This window comes from Arthrobacter sp. Ms25 (genome assembly GCF_059090365.1).
Genome location: NZ_JBNHFP010000002.1, coordinates 492718 through 510854 on the forward strand (window position 1 = coordinate 492718; position 18137 = coordinate 510854).

Consider the following 18137-nt stretch of genomic DNA (forward strand, 5'->3'; position numbering starts at 1 on the left):
TGCCCGTGAAGGGCTGCAGCGGAGCTGATAGAGGCAGGCCGTACCACCGAGGAGCGCCATTTTCGTGACCATCAACGACGTCCGAACCAGTGAGGCCTCCACAGGCGCTTTGTCAGCGGTGATCGTCCTCGCGGCCGGCGCCGGCACGCGGATGAAGTCCCGGACCCCGAAAATCCTGCACCCCGTAGGCGGCATCTCGATGCTCGGACACGCCCTGGCGGCAGCTTCCGAGCTGCACCCCCGGTTCCTCGCCGTCGTCGTCCGCCACGAACGGGACCTCGTTGCCGCGCACGCCGCCGAACAGGCCCCGGCCGCCGTCATCGTCGACCAGGACGAGATCCCCGGTACCGGTCGTGCGGTCCAGGTGGCGCTCTCCGCACTCGACGCCGTCGCCGAGCTTGAAGGCACGGTCGTGGTCACCTACGGCGACACGCCGCTGCTCGAAGCCCAGACTCTGCGCAGCCTCGTGGCTGTCCACGAAACGGACGGCAACGCCGTGACCGTCCTGACCGCACGGCTTGCGGACCCCGCCGGCTACGGGCGGGTCCTGCGGGCCGAGGACGGCACCGTGACCGGAATCGTCGAGCACAAGGACGCCACCGATGAGCAGCGTGCCGTCAACGAGATCAACTCCGGCATCTACGCCTTCAACGCCGCCGTGCTCCGCAGCGCACTGGAATCGGTGACCACCGCCAACTCGCAGGGGGAGATGTACCTGACCGACGTCCTGGGCATCGCCCGCGCCGCCGGCGGACGCATCAGCGCCGTCGTTACGGACGATACCTGGCAGGTGGAAGGCGCCAATGACCGCGTCCAGCTCGCTGCCCTCAACGCCGAACACAACCGGCGCAACCTGGATAAGTGGATGCGCGCCGGCGTCACCGTCACGGATCCGGCCACGACATGGATCGACTCGACCGTGACCCTGGCCGAAGACGTCACCGTCCTCCCGGGCACGCAGCTGCACGGCTCCACCAGCATTGCCCGGGACGCCGTCGTCGGACCGGACACCACACTGACCAACGTCAGCGTAGGTGAGGGCGCCCGCGTAGTGCGGACCCACGGTTCCGATGCCGTGCTGGGAGCCGGAACAGAGGTGGGCCCGTTCGCCTACCTGCGCCCCGGAACCGTGCTCGGCGCCAAGGGCAAGATCGGCACGTTCGTGGAAACCAAGAACGCCGACATCGGTGCAGGTTCGAAGGTTCCCCATCTTTCCTATGTGGGGGACGCCACCATCGGCGAGCAGTCCAACATCGGTGCAGCGTCGGTTTTCGTGAACTACGACGGCGTGAACAAGCACCGAACGACCATCGGGTCCCATGTGCGCATGGGCAGCGACAACATGTACGTGGCGCCCGTCACGGTAGGCGACGGAGCGTACAGTGGAGCCGGAACGGTGATCCGCAAGGATGTGCCCGCCGGTGCCCTCGCGATCAATGTGGCGCCCCAGCGCAACCTCGACGGGTGGGTGCTGGACAAGCGTCCGGGTACCGCCGCAGCTGACGCCGCGGCCGCAGCGGCCTCCAACACTTCTTCCTCCGAAACTGATTCCCCCACGCGAGAAAGCGATCATTAATGAGCAGCGAGATCACCGCACAAGGTGAAAAGAAGCTTGTCCTTGCCACTGGCCGGGCACACCCCGAGCTGGCCGAGGAAATTGCGCGCTGTCTTGACACGGACCTGCTGCCGCTGGCGTCCTACGACTTCGCCAACGGCGAGATCTACGTCCGGCCAGGCGAGAGCGTCCGCGGCACCGACGCCTTCGTGATCCAGGCGCACCCGGCGCCGATGAACAACTGGCTGATGGAACAGCTGATCACCGTGGACGCACTGAAGCGAGCCTCCGCCAAGCGCATCACCGTGGTTTCCCCGTTCTACCCGTACGCCCGGCAGGACAAGAAGGGCCGCGGCCGCGAACCGATCTCGGCCCGCCTGATCGCCGACCTGTACAAGACCGCCGGCGCGGACCGCATCATGAGCGTTGACCTGCACACCTCCCAGATCCAGGGCTTCTTTGACGGACCCGTGGACCACCTCATGGCCATTCCGCTGCTGGCCGACTACATCCGCACCCGCGTAGACGTCGCCAATGTCACCGTCGTGTCTCCGGACACCGGCCGCGTCCGGGTTGCGGAACAGTGGGCCGAACTCCTCGGCGGCGCTCCGCTTGCCTTCGTGCACAAGAGCCGGGACCTCACCGTCCCGAACCAGGCCGTGTCCAAGCAGGTCGTCGGCCAGATTGAAGGCCGCACCTGCGTGCTGATCGACGACATGATCGACACCGGCGGCACCATTGCCGGCGCCGTCCGCGTGCTCAAGGAAGCCGGCGCCAAGGACGTCATCATCGCTGCCACGCACGCGGTGTTCTCCGATCCGGCAGCCCGCACCCTGGCCGAATCCGGTGCCCGCGAGGTAGTGGTGACCAACACCCTGCCCATCCCGGCCGCCAAGCGCTTCGAACAGCTGACCGTGCTCTCGATCGCTCCGCTGATTGCCCGTGCCATCAAGGAGGTCTTCGAAGACGGATCGGTCACGAGCCTCTTCGACGGCAAGGCCTAGGCGTCCCCGACACCGACAAAATAAGACCGCCCGCCCGGGCCCGCCTCCGTGCGGTTCGGGCGGGCGGTCTTGTGCTGGTAGCATGGAGGGCGATGCCTAGGCGAGGGAGCGGCCCGGAGAACTCCGGGCGGACTCCGTGATCGACGGTGGCTGGCAACTTCTGATCGTACGAGGGACCGTTATCCGGTCCGTACGGTGCACTGTTCCGAAACCGGCGCCTGGCCCCTGGAACGCCGACACGGCACCCACGGAACACCACTTACAGGAGTAGCAATGTCTGAGCAGAAGCTCGCAGGAACCGCCCGCACCGATTTCGGCAAGGGCGCAGCCCGCAAGGCCCGCGCCGCCGGCCAGATCCCCGCCGTCATCTACGGCCACGGCGCCGATGTGCTGCACATCCTGCTGCCGGCCAAGGCCACCACGCTGGCTGTCCGCACCGCCAACGCGCTGCTGGAAATCGACGTCGACGGCGAGTCCCACCTGGCTCTGGCCAAGGACATCCAGCGCGATCCGATCAAGCAGATCATCGAGCACATCGACCTCCTGACCGTCCGCAAGGGCGAAAAGGTCGAGGTTGAGGTCAACGTGCACGTTGAAGGCGAACTGGCTCCCGGTTCCGCTGTCTTCAACCAGGAAGCCAACACCGTCCTGGTTGCCGCAGACGCCACCGCCCTGCCGGAAACCATCGTCGTCAGCATCGAAGGCCGCACCGCCGGCGAGCACATCCTCGCCAAGGACCTGCAGCTGCCCGCCGGTGTCGAGCTGCTGCTGGACCCCGAGACCATGGTCATCAACATCTCCGAATCCACCGTCCAGGACCTGGGCGCGTCTGACGACGCCCCGGCCGAGGGCGACGTGGCTCCGGAAGTTGTCGAGAACTAATACCGCGTGAACAGCAACACCTGGCTTGTAGCCGGGCTCGGAAACCCCGGGCCCGGCTACAGCCGTAACCGGCACAACGTCGGCCAGATGGTCCTGGACGAGCTGGCCTCGCGGATGGGCGGAAAGTTCAAGGCACACCGGTCGCACGCCTCGATCGTCGAAGGACGCCTCGGCATCGGGGGTCCGCGGGTGGTCCTGGCCAAGCCGCTGACCTACATGAACCTCTCCGGCGGACCGGTCTCCTCCCTGGCACGGTTCTTCGATATCGATCCCGGCCAGGTGGTGGCGGTCCACGACGAGATCGACATTCCCTTCAACACCGTTAAGCTCAAGCGCGGCGGGGGAGAAGGCGGACACAACGGCCTGCGGGACATCAGCAAGGCCCTGGGCACCAAGGACTACCTGCGCGTTCGGGTAGGCGTCGGCCGTCCGCCGGGGCGGATGGACACAGCCGACTACGTCCTCAAGGACTTTTCCGGGACGGAGGCCAAGGAACTTCCGTTCCTCGTGGGCGACGCCGCCGACGCCGTCGAACTGCTTCTCTCCGACGGCCTGACCGCCGCCCAGCAGAAGTTCCACGCTGCGGGCGCCTGACCCCCACAGGCTAGGTAGCGCCGTTGCCGGAATGGAGTAGTTTTCCAGCGTCCGGAATCGCGGGGAACCATTGTTTCGGTTCCGTGCCCCGGCCTAAAATGGAACCAGCCTTAAAGGCTCCCTAAGCGGGGCCGACGTCGGGAGGCCTCCGAGACTGGGCCACCCCCATCCCGGCGTCGGTCCCTTATTCTCTTCCCGCAGTTCCGGCGGCACCCTGGCCGCCGCGTCTGGATGCAAAAACATGCATTAATCCCTAGACGCGCGCTGTGCCGCCGCCGTATGCTCCATTCCACTGAGCGATTGCAGCCGTGGTGTCCGAGTCCGGATCCCACACGGGCGTTGTGGGGGGCGTGGGCCGGGCCAATGAATAGTGGGTCACCTGTAGTTGAGCTGATCGGCCGCAGCGAGATTCTCGAGGGCCTGCGCTCGGCGCTGGCTGCCGGCGGGGCAGGGGCCGTGGTCCTGGGCCCGGCCGGCGTCGGGAAGACCGCGGTGCTCCGCGCCGCCGCCGACCGGCTGCAGGCCGGGTTCCACGTCATCCCCGTCCGCGGTACCGCCGTCGCCGCGCGCACCCCATACGGAGCACTGGCCTTCCTGCTCAGCGGCCTGCCCGAAGGCGTCGAAAAGGATCCGCTGCAGCTGCTGCAGGAACTTAGCCGCTCCCTTGCCGTGCGGGCGGGGCAGGACCGGGTATTGGTCACCGTGGACGACGCCGACCGGCTGGACCGGTTCTCCATCATGGTGCTTTCCCAGCTCGTGCGTCGCGGAAGCATTGCCGTGCTGGCGGCCGCTTCGATCCAGTGGGAAGCAGACCATGAACTCGTGGGCCTGTGGAGCGAAGGACTACTGGCACGCGTTGACCTTGAACTGCTCACCGAGCGGCAGACCCGGCAGCTGATGCAGCAGGTACTGGACGGACCGGTGTCCGCCTTGGCCGCCGGCACCATGTGGCAGGATACCGAGGGCAGTCCCCGGCTGGTGCGGCTTCTGACCGGCGCCCAGGTCCGGAACGGAACCCTGGCCCGCAGGGAGGGCGCGTGGGTCCGGACGGCACCGTTTGTCCGTACCGGCGAAGTCAGTGAAGTGCTCAACAGCATGCTGGAGCGGCTGGGCCGACCCCAACGCCGGCTCGTGGAGATCCTGGCGCTGTGCATCAGCCTTCCTTTGTCCAGTGTCCTGCACCTGTTGCCGGCACCCGAGATCGATAACCTCGAAGAACAGGAAGTTGTCTGCGTGGGCGGGCACCCCGCCACGGTCAGGCTTGGAAGCCGGATCCCCGGGACGGTAATAGCGGAGAGTATGGCTCCGGGCCGGAAACGGAAACTGTGGGACGACACATCGGTCCTGGTCGACCCCGCAGACCTGGATGGAGAGGAGCTGACCGCCTTTCTCAGCTGGGCGACATCCTGCGGGGAACATCCCCGCCCCGCAGATCGACTCCGGGCCGCGCGTGCCGCCAACCGCAGCCTGGATCCAGGCGCCGCCCTCCGGTTTGTGCGCTCCGTGCCCTCCGCGGCGCGAAGCCAGGAGCTGATCCTGGAGGAGGTCCGTGCCCTGCACCGCTTGGGCCGGCTGCAGGAAGTGCTCCGGGTCTTTCGGGACGTGGAACCGCGGCTGCTCCCGGACGAGCGTTCCAGCTACGTGCCGTTGTTGATGCTTTACGCCCACGCGCTGGCACGTGTGCCGGGGACCGGGGACCACCGTCAGGCGCTGGCTGCTGCGGAAGCGTCCTGCCCGGCGGAGGGAGAGGATCCCGAGCTGGCAGCCGCGTGGACACTGACCAGCAGTGCCATTGCAACCGACCGGGGCAGACTCGCGGAGGTTCCCGACCGCCTTGAACGGCTTGCGGACGACGGCGCGTTGGCACCGGAAACGCGGACGGAGGCGGCCGCACTGACGGCCCATGTACTCGCGTTGGCCGGCAGGAACAGCGAAGCCCTGCGGATCATCGAGCAACTCGGGCCGCCGGAGGAGTACTCGGTCACCCCCGGGAACGCGGGGGAGGTCTGCACCCGGATTTTTGATGCCTACCTCCTGTCCGGCGAGCTGGGCAGGGCGGCGGAGTTCGTGCAGTCCTTCGACGGGAGCGGTCTCCGACCCTCCTATCAGGGCAGCGCCGGCGAGTTGGCTGTAGCCGTCCTCGCGGCCTGGCAGGGACAGGACACAACAGCCCGTGATGCCCTCGCCGGCGCTATCGGCCAGCTGGCCATCGACGACCCGCAGGATATGCTTCCCCTTGCCCGGACACTTGCTGCCTACGTCCACCGGGAGGAACAGCCGGAAGCGGCCGGATTGCCAAGGCCGGCAAGGCCCGTCCGGCAGCGCCCGCCCTATGTCCGGGATTTCCTGTTCCGCTATTTCTCCATCCTGGCTGAAGACACCGGCAGCGACGCGGCATGCGGGCGCCTGCGCGGGGCAGCCGCGGCCGCCCGGGCGGCTGGTTACAAAGCACCGGCATTGCTGTTCCTTTCAGCAGCAATCCGGGCGGGCGACCGGCAGGCGGCAGCTGACGTGCTCGCGTCGGTCCATGAGGTGAGCGGAAAATTCAGCGAACTACTGGCGGATTTCGCCGCCGGGATACTCCAGGATGACCCGGCCCTGCTGGTCACTGCGGCTAAAGGGTTCAGCGACCGCGGGCAATACCTGTTGTCCCGCGATGCCGCACGGACCGCAGCGGACAGGGTGGAAAACGGCACCGGCGCGGAGCAGAAAAAGCTGGCGCGAACGGCGCGGGCGCTGGTCAACGCCAGCCTAAGGCGTATGCATCATGTGGGTGGCCGGCCTGAAACACTGGCGGAATTGAGCCAATTTGAGACAGACCTTGCGCATCGTGCGGTTACCATGGCCACCACCGCACAGATCGCCAGGGAACTGAATCTGTCTCCCCGAACCATCGAGTGGCACTTGGGAAAAATCTTTGCGAAGCTCCACGTCTCCGGCCGTACCGAGTTGGCGGAGATTCTGGTCTAGGAAACCGACGGGGGACAAGATGTACGGGGTGATCCCGCGGCAGCTGACGGGCCGGAACGCGGTCCTTTCCTCCGTGCTCCAGAGCCTTCGCCGGCCCGCCGGCCACGGCGCAGCCATTGCCGCGGAAGCCGGTATGGGCAAGACCGCCGTGGCCGCGGCTGCCGTCCATGAGCTCCAGTCCGAAATGCCTGTTTACTGGATCTACTCCAGCCCGGCCCTGAAATCCGTCCCGTACGGAGCGCTGGCAGCACTCCTGCCGGACCTCGCGCCGGGCCAGACCGGGTCCCCGCTGGCGGTCATGCGTGCACTCATGTCCAGGTTGTCGGTGCGGGCGGACCACAGGGCACCCGCAGCGCAGCAGGGCCCCGACCCCCTGGTAATCGTCGAAGACGCCCAGGACATTGACGAACCCAGCCTCGACCTGCTCGCCCAGCTCCTTGATGCCCGCCGGATACGGCTCCTGGTCCTCACCAGGTCATTTCCGGACATTCCAGGGGTCCTTCCGCAGACGTGGGACGGGCAGCTGACCCGCCACCGCCTCCCGCCGCTGGATGAACGGGAAGTTCTCCTGCTGTGCCAGCAGGAGCTCCAGGGGCAGATCAGTACCACCGCAGCAGTCGAGCTGGCGCGCCTGACGGGGGGAAACCCGATGTACCTGCTGGCATTGATCGACGAAGCGGTGCGCCGCGGTTTCCTGGTCCAGCGGCACGGGATCTGGGTGGCCGCCAATGCCGGGCCGCCGGTGGGGGGCCGGGTGGGCGACCTGGTCAAGACACAGATCCGCGGCCTGGCCCCTAAGGACCGGACGGCCATGGAAGTCATCTGCCTCGCCGAACCTCTGCCGCTGCAGGCCGCCTTCCGGCTGGGCCTGCACGAGTCGGTCGACCGTCTTGCGGATTCACTGCTGGTGAAGGTCACCGGAGACCGCCGTTCCGGGCAGGAACTGCGTCCGCTGCACCCGATTTACGGCGAAGTCGTCCGCGGGACGGTGCCGGCTGCACGCAGCGCCCGCCTCCTGAACCAGCTGCAGCACGTCCTGGACGGGATGGACGTGGGGGAAGAAGGGCTGCTTCGCCGGATCTCGTGGGCGCTGGCCCTCGGATCGGAGGTGCCGGAGGATGAACTGCTGCAGGCAGCTGAAGCGGCGAACAACCGTTGGGAGCCCCGCCTGGCGCTGCGGGCCGCGGCCGCCGTCGGCAACCCCGGACTGCGGACCTCTGCCAGTATCCAGGAGGCCCGTGCGCTGCTGCTGCTCGGGAAGGCCGGTCCTGCAGCGGCAGCGCTCCAAGGCACCCTCGAGCACGCATCCGACCTGCGGGCCGTGAAGCAGGCGATGATGGTGCGTATCCAGCTCGCCCTGATGAACAGTGCCGGTACTGACTGGGAAGGCCGGCTGGCGCGGGAATGGACCCGCGCCATTGACCGGCTGTCGGCGGACGAACCCCTGGAAGCAGTGGAACTGGCCCGTTGCGGAGCGCGGATGCTCCGCATCCTTCGCGAAGTAAAGGAGGGTAACTATGTCCAGGCAGAACTGGAGCTGGCGGAGGTGCTCTCCCGCGCGCGGGAGAGCACGGACAAGGAGGTGATCCTCTTTGCCGAGGCGATGACGACCGAGGTCCTGGTGGCAACAGGGCGGGCGCAGACCGCGCTTCAACACAGCACGGCTGCCATGTCCATGCTGCAGGAAGCACCCGCGGGATCGCAGCTCATGGGGCCGTTTGTCCTGCACCGGCACCTCACCGTGTTGTTGTGGCTCGGAGAATGGGAGCAGCTTCACCAGGCCGTCGGTTCGGCGGATTCACCAGTACAAAGGGCCCTCCTGCATTCGGGCGGCGTCGCAGACTTCGCAGTGGGCTTGAGCTGCCTGCGCTCCAGCGCCCTCGAAGGCGCGGTCGAGGGGTTTTCCGCTGCTGCCGAAGCCGCGGCAATCCATGATCCCGAAGGAATCCTTCCGCTGGCCTTGGCCCTGGGGTCCTTTGCCGCCGGCAGCCTAGGCCAACGGGACCTGGCCGGGCGGCTGCTTGAGGAAGCAGGAAAGCTTTCCCCGAGAGGGCCGGCGCAACACCGGCTTCTGGCGGAAGGCATCCTGGCCGCGGGGCGTTTTGCACGGGATGCCGACGCGGCATTCCTGCAGAAGCTGCGGAACGCGGCTGCACGGGCGCAGGAGCGGTCGTTCACCGCGGTGGAATGCACGCTCCGCCACCTTGCGATGCGGCTGGGCTGCTTTGACGACGCCGGCCGCCTGCTGAAGGTCACGGAAGGATTCGAGGGACCGCAGGCCGTTGTCCTCAACCGGGTGGCGCGTGCCGTCGTCGACCAGGACAGTGAGGCGCTGGCGGCACTGGCCTCGGACCCCGGCCCGGAGATGGATAGCCTCCTGGCCGGGCAGTGCCTGACCGAGGCTCTGCGTCTGGCCCGGAGGACCAATGACAAGGCATTGGTGAACCGGATCCAGCGGCTGGCAGCACGGCACGGAACGGGCAGCCACGGCTCCCTTCCCGGGCTGACGCGGAGGGAACGCGACGTTGCGGCACTGGTAGCGGCAGGACACCGCAACGCCGAAATCGCCGTCACGCTAAACCTCTCCGTGCGTACCGTGGAGGGGCATATCTACCGGACATACGAAAAACTCGGAATCAGCCGCAGGGACGAGCTCAAGGCGATGTTTCCCCTGCTGGACAACACTCAGTCCGGGGGCTGAGCCGGCCGGCGCGTAGTTTTCGCCGGAAACACCAGTAGGTTTTACTCGGGCGAAGCCACAGCGGGATTCGTACCGTTATATGCGTTACCCAGGGTTCACCGGGTGCGGTGTGCGGTACGGGCTTCGCCTGCCACCCGCAGTCCAGGGGAACTCACGGGTCCCAAATACGGAGCCGGCGGCGTCGATGCCCTCTGAGACCGGGGCGTCCCCCCAGCCGCCGCCGGCTCCTTCCCGAACGTCTGTGCGCTGACACTATGAATGCCGGCACAGGTGCACCACGCGCCGGTGGAGGAGCCGTTCGATGGAAGGTGCCGGACCCCGGTCAAGCCGCCGCGATAGCCAGGAGCAAGGGCCTCCCCGTCACGGGGCAGTGCCGGCCCGGATCCACAACGCCGCGGCGGGAGCGCTCGAAGCGCTGTCTGAAGGCAGAAGTGCCTTGATTACGGGGGCGGCCGGCACGGGGAAGACCACCGTCATGGCCAGGGTCCTCGCGGACCTCGGGGGCGGCTATTCCGTGCTGCAGCTGCGCGGGACGGCGGCATGGGGCGGGAAACCTTTCAGCGGACTCTACTGGCTCCTGAGCGAACTGCCCCCGGAGTTACTGTCCGATCCGGTGTACGTCCTCCAGTGTGTCCGGAAGGTATTCGAGGAGAAGGCCGCCGGACGCCGCCTGGTTCTGGCCGTCGAGAACCTGGCGGACCTGGACGATGCCACCGTGGCCGTCCTCCTGCAGCTGTGCCGGGCCGGGCGCGCCCTCCTGCTGGCCACGGCCCGGGACCTTGCCGCCTGCAGCGGTGAAATAGTCCGGTGGTGGGCCGAAGGAACGGTGCACCGGGAAGCCCTTGAACCCTTGCGTCCGGACGCTACCCGACTGCTGCTGGAAGAACTGGCAGGGGGAAAGGTCTCGAACCGGCTCGTCCTCCAGGTGCAGGCAAGGAGCCGGGGGAATCCGCTGCTTTCGGGAATGTTCCTCCGGGAACAACTGGATGCCGGAACAGTTCGGGAGCGGCGCGGAACCTTTGTCTGGACGGGGGCCGTCTCATACTCCGGTCCGCTGTCCGACCGGGTCGCAGCGGAAACCGGGCTGCTGTCCCCGTCGGAGCGGTATGCGGCGGACGTCCTCGCCGTCACCGGGCCCCTGCCACTGCCCCTGCTCCTGCAGGTTGCCGATCCGGCCGCCGTGGAAAGGCTCGAGCAGGATCTGCTCCTCACTTCCGTGGCCGCAGGGACAGTCCATCTGAAGGACCCGTTGCTCGGGGAATCAGCCGCAGCGCTGGTCCCGCCGGGACGGGCGGCGGACATCCGTTCCCGGCTTGCCGCCGTCGGCGGCGGGCGGTTCGCCGGAACCGGCCGGGAACCGTCACCGGCTGCCCGCCGGGCGGCACAAACAGCAGCCGTCCGGGCGGCGGCCTCTCTATCCCGCCGGGGCCGGTGGGAGGAGGCCGCGGACGCAGCCAGGATGTGCCTCACGGTGGATTCTCCCGACGACGCCGAACACTGGTCCCCGGACCTGCTCTCGGAGGTTTTCCACATTTTCCTTCGCTGCGGTGAGCTACGCGAGGCAGCCGACCTCGTGGCATGGACGGACCGGACGGCCACAGGAATGGAACTCCGCGGCGGCAATGACCTGTGTGAGGGCATCGCGCAGGTCCTGGGCGGGCGCGCCGACCGGGCGCTGGACTGCCTGCAGCGCGCCATTGCCCAGTTCGAGGAAGAAGGTACCGCCCCGCTGCTTCCCTTGGCGCGGACCGCGGCGGCCTATTCATGCATACTGCTCGACGACGTCGGGGCGGCGCACAGGTACCTGGCCGCTTCGGGGAGGGAAGGGCCCGGTGCCGGCGCGGACGGTCGTTCCCCTGGTCCCGTTACGGAGGAGACCGGCCAGTGGGCCGGCCTTACCGAGTGCTTTACCGGGCTGTGTGCCGTCCGCGGGGTGCAAACCCCGGCGGCGGGGGGAACCGCCGGTGCCGGGGGACAGGCACCTGCCCTGGCCGGAGCTGGCCGGGACCTGACGGGAGTCCTGCGGATGCTGGCAGCTGACGCGCTGCTCGGCAGGCAGGGAGCAGCCGAAAAGCTGGGGAAAGCGGCAACCGGCTGCAGCGGGGACGCTGCGCAGATGTACCGGGAACTGGCAGAGGGCCTCACCACGTCGGACCCTGCGGGGATCGTCCGGGCAGCGGAGCGGGCCTATCGGCTGGGCCAATACCTCACGGCGAACGATGCAGCCCGCTGCGCCGCGCACCTGGCCCGCGGACAGAAGGACAGGGCACGGCTGCGCGCCGCGACCCGGATCGGGAACACCAGTTACCGGATGCTGAGGACGGCCAACTCGGTGGCCGACAGGCTGCCGGAACTGTCAAACTTCGAGCGGAGACTGGCGGTGGAGGCAGCGGCAGGGACCAGCAGCTCCCAATTGGCCGCAGGACTGCACCTCTCTCCCCGGACAGTCGACTGGCACCTCGGCCGCATCTTCCAGAAGCTACGCGTTTCCGGCCGCGCGGAGCTGCGCGAGTGTCTGGAAACGGAACAACACAGCAGTTGAGGTTCGGAAAGTTCCTGCGGGACACGGTTTAGGTGGTTTTTCCCGGTAATTACGTAGTCGCACTCGGCGACGCGGTGGGTATTTCCAAGTAACCGCGTAACGAAACTAGGGAGTGTTACTCGTGTAGCACCCTAAACGTCTTCCTACTCTGGTGCAGAGCAGGAGTACCGGAGGTGACTGTCCATGACGGGCGGTACAGCCTTCGGGGGCAACGGATCCTGCTCCTGAACCTGCAACTGAACCGAAGAACCTGAACCGACAGAAACCGGGTCTCCAAAGTGCAGCCACAAAATGATCAGCGATCCCCGCTCCCCACCTCTCTGTCCGGCACCCCGGCCCCGGCACCTCCTGCCGGCGGGCCGGGCCTGAGCGCCCAACCCGGGATCGTCGGCAGGGATGGCGTCACCGGGGAAATCCTGCGGAACCTGGGCGGGACCACGCCGGGAACCGGCTGTCTGCTCGTGGGGGAACCCGGAATCGGCAAGACCGCAGTGATGCAGCATGTGCTCCGGAGCCTGCAGGCGGAAACCTATATCGTGCAGGTGCGCGGCTCGGAATTCGCCGGCCGGACGCCGTTCGGGGCACTGACGTTCCTGCTCTCCGACCTGGACCCTGAACTTTCCGACCACCCGGTGATGATCCTGAGGGGGCTCACCCGGCTGGTAACGGAACGCGCCGCCGGCCGGCCCGTCCTGCTGGCCGTGGACAACGCCGAGGAACTGGACGAGTTCTCGGCCATGGTGCTGACCCAAATGGTGCTGAACCGCAGTGCACGCATGCTCGTCGCCTTCCGGGACTTCAGTTCCGCTCCGGCGGAATTCGCCGGTCTGTGGCGCGACGGCGTACTCACCCGGGTGGACCTGGAACCCCTAAGCGTCCAGGAAACCTGTGCGTACCTCGGTTCCCTGCTGGACGGAACAGTCTCCCGGGCCGCCGCCGCCGCCCTCAACGACTTCGCAGGCGGGAACCCGCACCTGCTGGCCCTGGCGCTGAAAGACTTCCAGGATGCCGGACGGCTCAGGCAGCAGAACGGAAGCTGGATACTGGCACCCGGCGAGGATATCCGCGGCGGCCGGGTAGCCGCCGCCGTGATGGGCAACCTGGTGCACCTGGCACCCGCCCAGACCCGGTTGCTTCAGCTGTTGTCCATGGCACAGTCCCTGCCGTTGCCTGTAGTACTCGCAGGGTTGGACAACATGGAGCTGGACACCCTGCAGGAACAGGGAATCGTCACCCTTGATGCGCAGCCGGTGCCGGACGTGCTGATTTCCAGTCCCGTGGTGGCTCGGTCGGTCCGTGCCGGGCTGACGCAGCCTTTGCAGCGCCAGCTCTTTGAAGAACTTGCGCCGTCGCTGAACACCGGGCTGGTCCTGGACCCGCTTGTGCTGGCCCAGTGGCTGGACAGCATCGGAGAAGTGCCGGCCCGGGACCTGGCGTTGGAGGCAGCACGGCAGGCCACCGCACTGGGCCGGCCGGAAACCGCCGTACGGCTGATATCAGCAGCTTTCGACGGCAGCGAAAACGCCGGTGCGGTAATAGAGCTGGCCCGCGCACGCACGGCACAGGGGGAATTCGGTGCGGCCCTCGGAGTGCTCGCCCGCTTGCGGGGCAGTGACACGCTTCCCACCGCCGAGGACCGGATACGCCTGCTGTTGGCCGAATGCCGCGTGCTGTGCATTGAATCGACCGGATTGCGCGATACCCGCTCCGCTGAAACCGCAGCGGAGCCCGCCCGGATGCGGCACTCCGAGCTCTTCGAGCAGGCGGAACGGGAAATCGCCGATAATGCGGACGGAATGGGCGCCGCCGACCTGATGCGCGAACTTGCCCTCGCCCGTGCTGAATGCCACTCGGCCCACGGACGGTTCCAGGCGAATGCCGCCTACCTGGCCGGCCTTGATTTTCCCGACCCGGACTTCCGGATCCTGCGTGCCGCCTTGCAGTGTGAGGCCTGGAGCGTGACCAACCGCCAGGACGACGCCGTCGAACTGGCCGGAAAGGTGGAACGGCTGCTGGACGGAACGGATGCAGGCATCCGTTCCCGGGTGGTCGGCAGGTTGCTGCATACGTACCTGATCACCGGGGCGCTTCCCGCGTGCGAGCGGCTGCTGGCCCGGAATCCCGGCATGGACGGCACACACGTCGAACTGGCCGAGGGGCTGCTGCATGCTTTCGCGGGCAGGCCGGAACCGGCGCTCGCTGCACTGACCCCCGCAGTGAACCAGCTGACGGTCACCGGACCTGCGGCCTTCCTGCCGCTTGCGGCGGCGGCGGCGGCATACTGCCACGCTGTGGAGAAGCGGAGCGAGGACGCCCGCCGCTACCTGCAGGTACAGCGCTCAGCGGCCGACGGCGGTCCATGGGTGGTCCGGCGGGGCGCCAGGCACTTTGCCGCCCTGGCGGAGGCAGCTCTGGGAGCCGAGGCCGGCAGTGCCCGCTTCGCATCGCTCGCCGCACAGGATCACCGGCGCGGCGCCTATGCCTACGAACTCCTGGCCCGGCTGACGGCGATGCGGCTGGGCGATGTGGAAAGCCTGGATGAGGTGCTTTCCGCGGCAGCGAACCAGCAGGGGGACTTCGCCGCGTTGTGCGAGCTGTATGCCAAGGGCCTGGGAAACGGTGACGCCCAGCTGCTCCTGCGGGCATCGGAGCTGGCAGCCGGCGCCGGCCACGCCCTCCTGGCCCGGGAGATTTCCGAGCATGCACTGGGTATCGCGTCCGGCGCCGGCGACCGGGCGACGGTCCGCTTCATCCACCGAAGCCGCAGGATAGCCGCATCCGACGTGCCGGCCGAGGCCGCAGACGAGTTCCTCGGTGCACTCACTGCACGGGAACGCTCGATTGCGCGGAAGGCCGTGGCAGGTATCAGCAACAAAAAGATCGCCGAGGAGCTGGGTATATCGGTCCGGACCGTTGAAGGGCATTTGTACCAGGTGTACTCGAAGCTCCACGTCGGCAGCAGACGGGAGCTGGCACGGACCATCGCCGAGCAGGCAGGGGCAAAGAAATGATGCGCCCGGGGCAGGACGGCCGGCTCTTCGGGCGCGACCGTGAACTCACCGAGGTCACCAACCGTCTGCTGGACCCCGGCCTGCGGGGCATCGTCCTGCTCGGGGCCGAGGGAATCGGCAAGTCCGCGCTCGCCGTGCAGGCCGCAGAACACCTGGGTTCGGTCATGGCTCCGTACTATGTGAGCGGAAGTCCCGTGTTGTCCCGCATGCCGTACGGCATCCTCTCCACCTATCTCGGCTCCGCCGCCGCAGCGGACATGGCGTCTCCGCTGGCCGTCCTGCGGACGGTGCGGACCTACTTCCAGCGGCTCACCGAAACCAGCGGCCGGCAGGCCCTGCTAGTGGTGGACAATGCCCAGCACCTCGACGAGGCCAGCGCGCATTTGCTCTCCCAGCTGGCGATGTCCGGAGAGCTTCGGCTGATGGTGATCTCCCGGGCGCGGGCGCCCAGGATCCATGAACTGCTCTCGCTGGCTCGGGACGGGCTGCTGGCCAGGGTGGATCTGGGGCCGCTGTCCGGGCAGGCAGTCCACGAGTTCTGCGTCAATGTTCTCGGCGGGCCGGTGCTTCAGGCCTCCAGTACGGTGCTGCACCGAATGTCGCGCGGCAACCCGCTGTACGTCAAGGAACTGCTGACCCGGGCACGCCGGCAGCAGCGGCTCGTGGAAAGGAACGGTGCCTGGGTCCTCTTGGAGGAGCCCGACTGGGCGGACACCCCGCTTGTTGACCTGGTGAAGACGATGCTGGCTTCCCGCAGTCCGGCCGAGCGCAGCGTGCTGGAGGCGGTGGCGCTCGCAGGACGGCTGCCCCGGTCGGTGGTATCGGCCGTGTCCGACGATGAGGCGGTACGTTCGCTGATGATAGACGGCATCCTGGAGATCCTGCCGGACCGCGAGGAATCCGCCCATCTTGTGCAGCCCCTGCACGAGGAGATCATTCGAAGCCTCGTGCCGGCGGCACGGAGCGGGGAGATCCGTGCCCGGGTCCTGGGGCGCTACAACCCGGGGACGCTGGATGATCCGGTCGAACCAGCCAATGGCGATGTCCTGCTCCGGCATGCTGAGTGGGCGCTCGACTGCGGCGAACGGCTTCCGCCGGACGAGCTGCTCGCGGCGGCGCGGGCGGCCAACGACATGGGCGCTGCCGCCCGCGGCCAGCGGTTCGCGGCGGCGGTCCGTCCGCTGCCCTTCCGCCGGGCCGCAGAGGTGGAGCTTGCCGTTGCCTATGCGCAGCAGGGCAGCTATGCGCGGGTCCGCACTGAACTGGAAGGCCTCCGGACGGGAACGGACGACGCCGGTATCTGGACCCAGCGCAGCCTGCAGCGGGCAGCGTTCACCAGCGCACTGATGCTCCGCCAGATTAATGCGGAGGGCGGGCGGCTGGCCGTCCTGGCCGAAAAGTGGGTTGAAGCGGCAACAGAGCTGGCTGTCCGGGAGGATGCCTCTGCGGGAACGCCGCCGGGGGTTTCCTCCGCTGCGGAGCTGCTGGCGGCGGGAGCACTGATCCTGGATGGCAGATACACCGAAGCCCGCAGCCGCCTGGCAGCATTCGCCACCGGCGAAGCCGATCCGGACCCTGAACGATCCCTCGTTTTCCACGGCCTTTCGGCGGAAGTCCTGGCGGCGTGCGGGGAGGTGGAAGCCGCGGTGCAGCATGCCCGTGCCGCTGCGGACCTTCTTGACGGCAGTGGAGGACGCCTGTGGAGCTATGCCGGGTTTGTCTTCGTGCGCCAGTCTTTCGCCCTGCTGCACGCCGGGCGTTTTACCCAGCTGGAGCAAGTTGCGGCCCGGATACACTCCGGGCCGCGGCATCTGCTGACTGCGCTGGGTGGGACGCTGGGCGTTATTGAGGGGGCGCTGGAAATCCACCGGGGGCGGCTGCACGAAGGACTGCGGCGGCTGCGGCCGGCGGTGGAAGCGTTGCGGGACAGGGACCCCGAGCTGCTGCTTCCGTACGCTCTGGGGCTGGCCGGCTACGCGGCGACGGTGGTTGGAGACGGAACCCCGGCCGCCGGGTTCGGCGCCCGGATTTCCGCGGTTGGCTACACCGGTCCGCGGCATCTGTGGCTCACGGCCCAGGCATACGCCGCTGCCGCCGAAGCATCCCAGGCCACCGAGGGTCCAACCTCCGACCGGCTCGCAGGCCTTGCCGCCGAGGCCAGGGACGCCGGGATGCACAGCTGCGAAAAGGACATCCTGGAGCTCTGCCTCGCCGTTGGCGACCTGGCGCAGGTGGGACGCCTGGCGGAGTTGACGGCAGACTTCGACGGCGGGGAAGCCCGGGCACTGCATGCCTATGCTGCCGCCGTCGCCTCAGGCAACCCCGATCGGATGGTCGCGGCCGCGGAGGACGCCATCCGTGCCCAGAAGTACCTGGTGGCAGTGGAAAGTATCGGTCACGCCATCCGTTTCTACGGCAACCACGGAAACCTGCGGCGCCAGCGCGCCCTGATCCAGCAGCTGCGGCGGCGCAGGGAGGAACTGGCAGGAGTGACGGTCTCGTATCTCAGTCCGTCACTGCATCTGGTCCGGCTGACCCGGCGTGAACACGAAATCGTGGATTTGCTGCTCTCCGGCGCAACCACCAAGGACATTGCCGGCCATTTCACGTTGTCCCAGCGGACCGTTGAGGGGCATGTCTACCGTATCTACGTGAAGCTGGGAATCAGCCGGAGAGCGGATCTCGAGGCAGCCTACCGTGCCCTTGAACCGGGACCCCGGACGGCATCCCTGCTCTAGCTTTTCCGGCAGCAGCGGGACAAGGAGTTCCCGCGGTCTTCGTGCCCGCGTAGCAATACAGGTAGACGGGCTACGGGGCAGGGCCGGTCCATCCTTCCAACTGAGTACCTGGTACTCGTGCCCGCAGCAAACGGTCCTCC

At 67.6% G+C, this 18137-nt stretch carries 9 protein-coding genes; all 9 read left to right on the plus strand.

Annotated features, from left to right (window positions below; genetic code table 11):
- Positions 1 to 64: 64 nt before the first annotated feature.
- The 9 genes from glmU (at position 65) to AC5RT8_RS06880 (ending at position 17997) form a co-directional block, all read left to right on the plus strand.
- Positions 65 to 1576: a bifunctional UDP-N-acetylglucosamine diphosphorylase/glucosamine-1-phosphate N-acetyltransferase GlmU gene (glmU, locus tag AC5RT8_RS06840; protein ID WP_494094954.1), complete on the plus strand. Its 1512-nt coding sequence runs from the start codon at positions 65 to 67 to the stop codon at positions 1574 to 1576.
- On the plus strand, positions 1576 to 2559 hold the full coding sequence (locus tag AC5RT8_RS06845) for a ribose-phosphate diphosphokinase (RefSeq protein WP_494094955.1): 984 nt from the start codon (positions 1576 to 1578) through the stop codon (positions 2557 to 2559). The genes glmU and AC5RT8_RS06845 overlap by 1 nt, the downstream gene beginning before the upstream one ends.
- 273 nt (positions 2560 to 2832) lie before the next feature.
- On the plus strand, positions 2833 to 3441 hold the full coding sequence (locus AC5RT8_RS06850; RefSeq protein ID WP_494094956.1) for a 50S ribosomal protein L25/general stress protein Ctc: 609 nt from the start codon (positions 2833 to 2835) through the stop codon (positions 3439 to 3441).
- 6 nt (positions 3442 to 3447) lie between these two features.
- The gene (pth, locus tag AC5RT8_RS06855) at positions 3448 to 4035 is read left to right on the plus strand and encodes an aminoacyl-tRNA hydrolase (protein WP_494094957.1); all 588 of its coding nucleotides are present in this window, start codon (positions 3448 to 3450) and stop codon (positions 4033 to 4035) included.
- Between the two features lie 363 nt (positions 4036 to 4398).
- Positions 4399 to 7005 (plus strand): AAA family ATPase, encoded by a 2607-nt coding sequence (locus tag AC5RT8_RS06860; protein WP_494094958.1) that lies wholly within the window; start codon positions 4399 to 4401, stop codon positions 7003 to 7005.
- Positions 7006 to 7024: 19 nt separating this feature from the next.
- On the plus strand, positions 7025 to 9706 hold the full coding sequence (locus tag AC5RT8_RS06865) for a LuxR C-terminal-related transcriptional regulator (protein WP_494094959.1): 2682 nt from the start codon (positions 7025 to 7027) through the stop codon (positions 9704 to 9706).
- Positions 9707 to 10142: 436 nt separating this feature from the next.
- Positions 10143 to 12248 carry a helix-turn-helix transcriptional regulator gene (locus AC5RT8_RS06870; protein WP_494094960.1) on the plus strand — a complete coding sequence of 702 codons (2106 nt, stop codon included), beginning with the start codon at positions 10143 to 10145 and terminating at the stop codon, positions 12246 to 12248.
- Between the two features lie 278 nt (positions 12249 to 12526).
- On the plus strand, positions 12527 to 15259 hold the full coding sequence (locus tag AC5RT8_RS06875) for a LuxR C-terminal-related transcriptional regulator (RefSeq protein ID WP_494094961.1): 2733 nt from the start codon (positions 12527 to 12529) through the stop codon (positions 15257 to 15259).
- Positions 15256 to 17997: an AAA family ATPase gene (locus tag AC5RT8_RS06880; RefSeq protein ID WP_494094962.1), complete on the plus strand. Its 2742-nt coding sequence runs from the start codon at positions 15256 to 15258 to the stop codon at positions 17995 to 17997. The genes AC5RT8_RS06875 and AC5RT8_RS06880 overlap by 4 nt, the downstream gene beginning before the upstream one ends.
- The last annotated feature ends 140 nt before the right edge of the window (positions 17998 to 18137 follow it).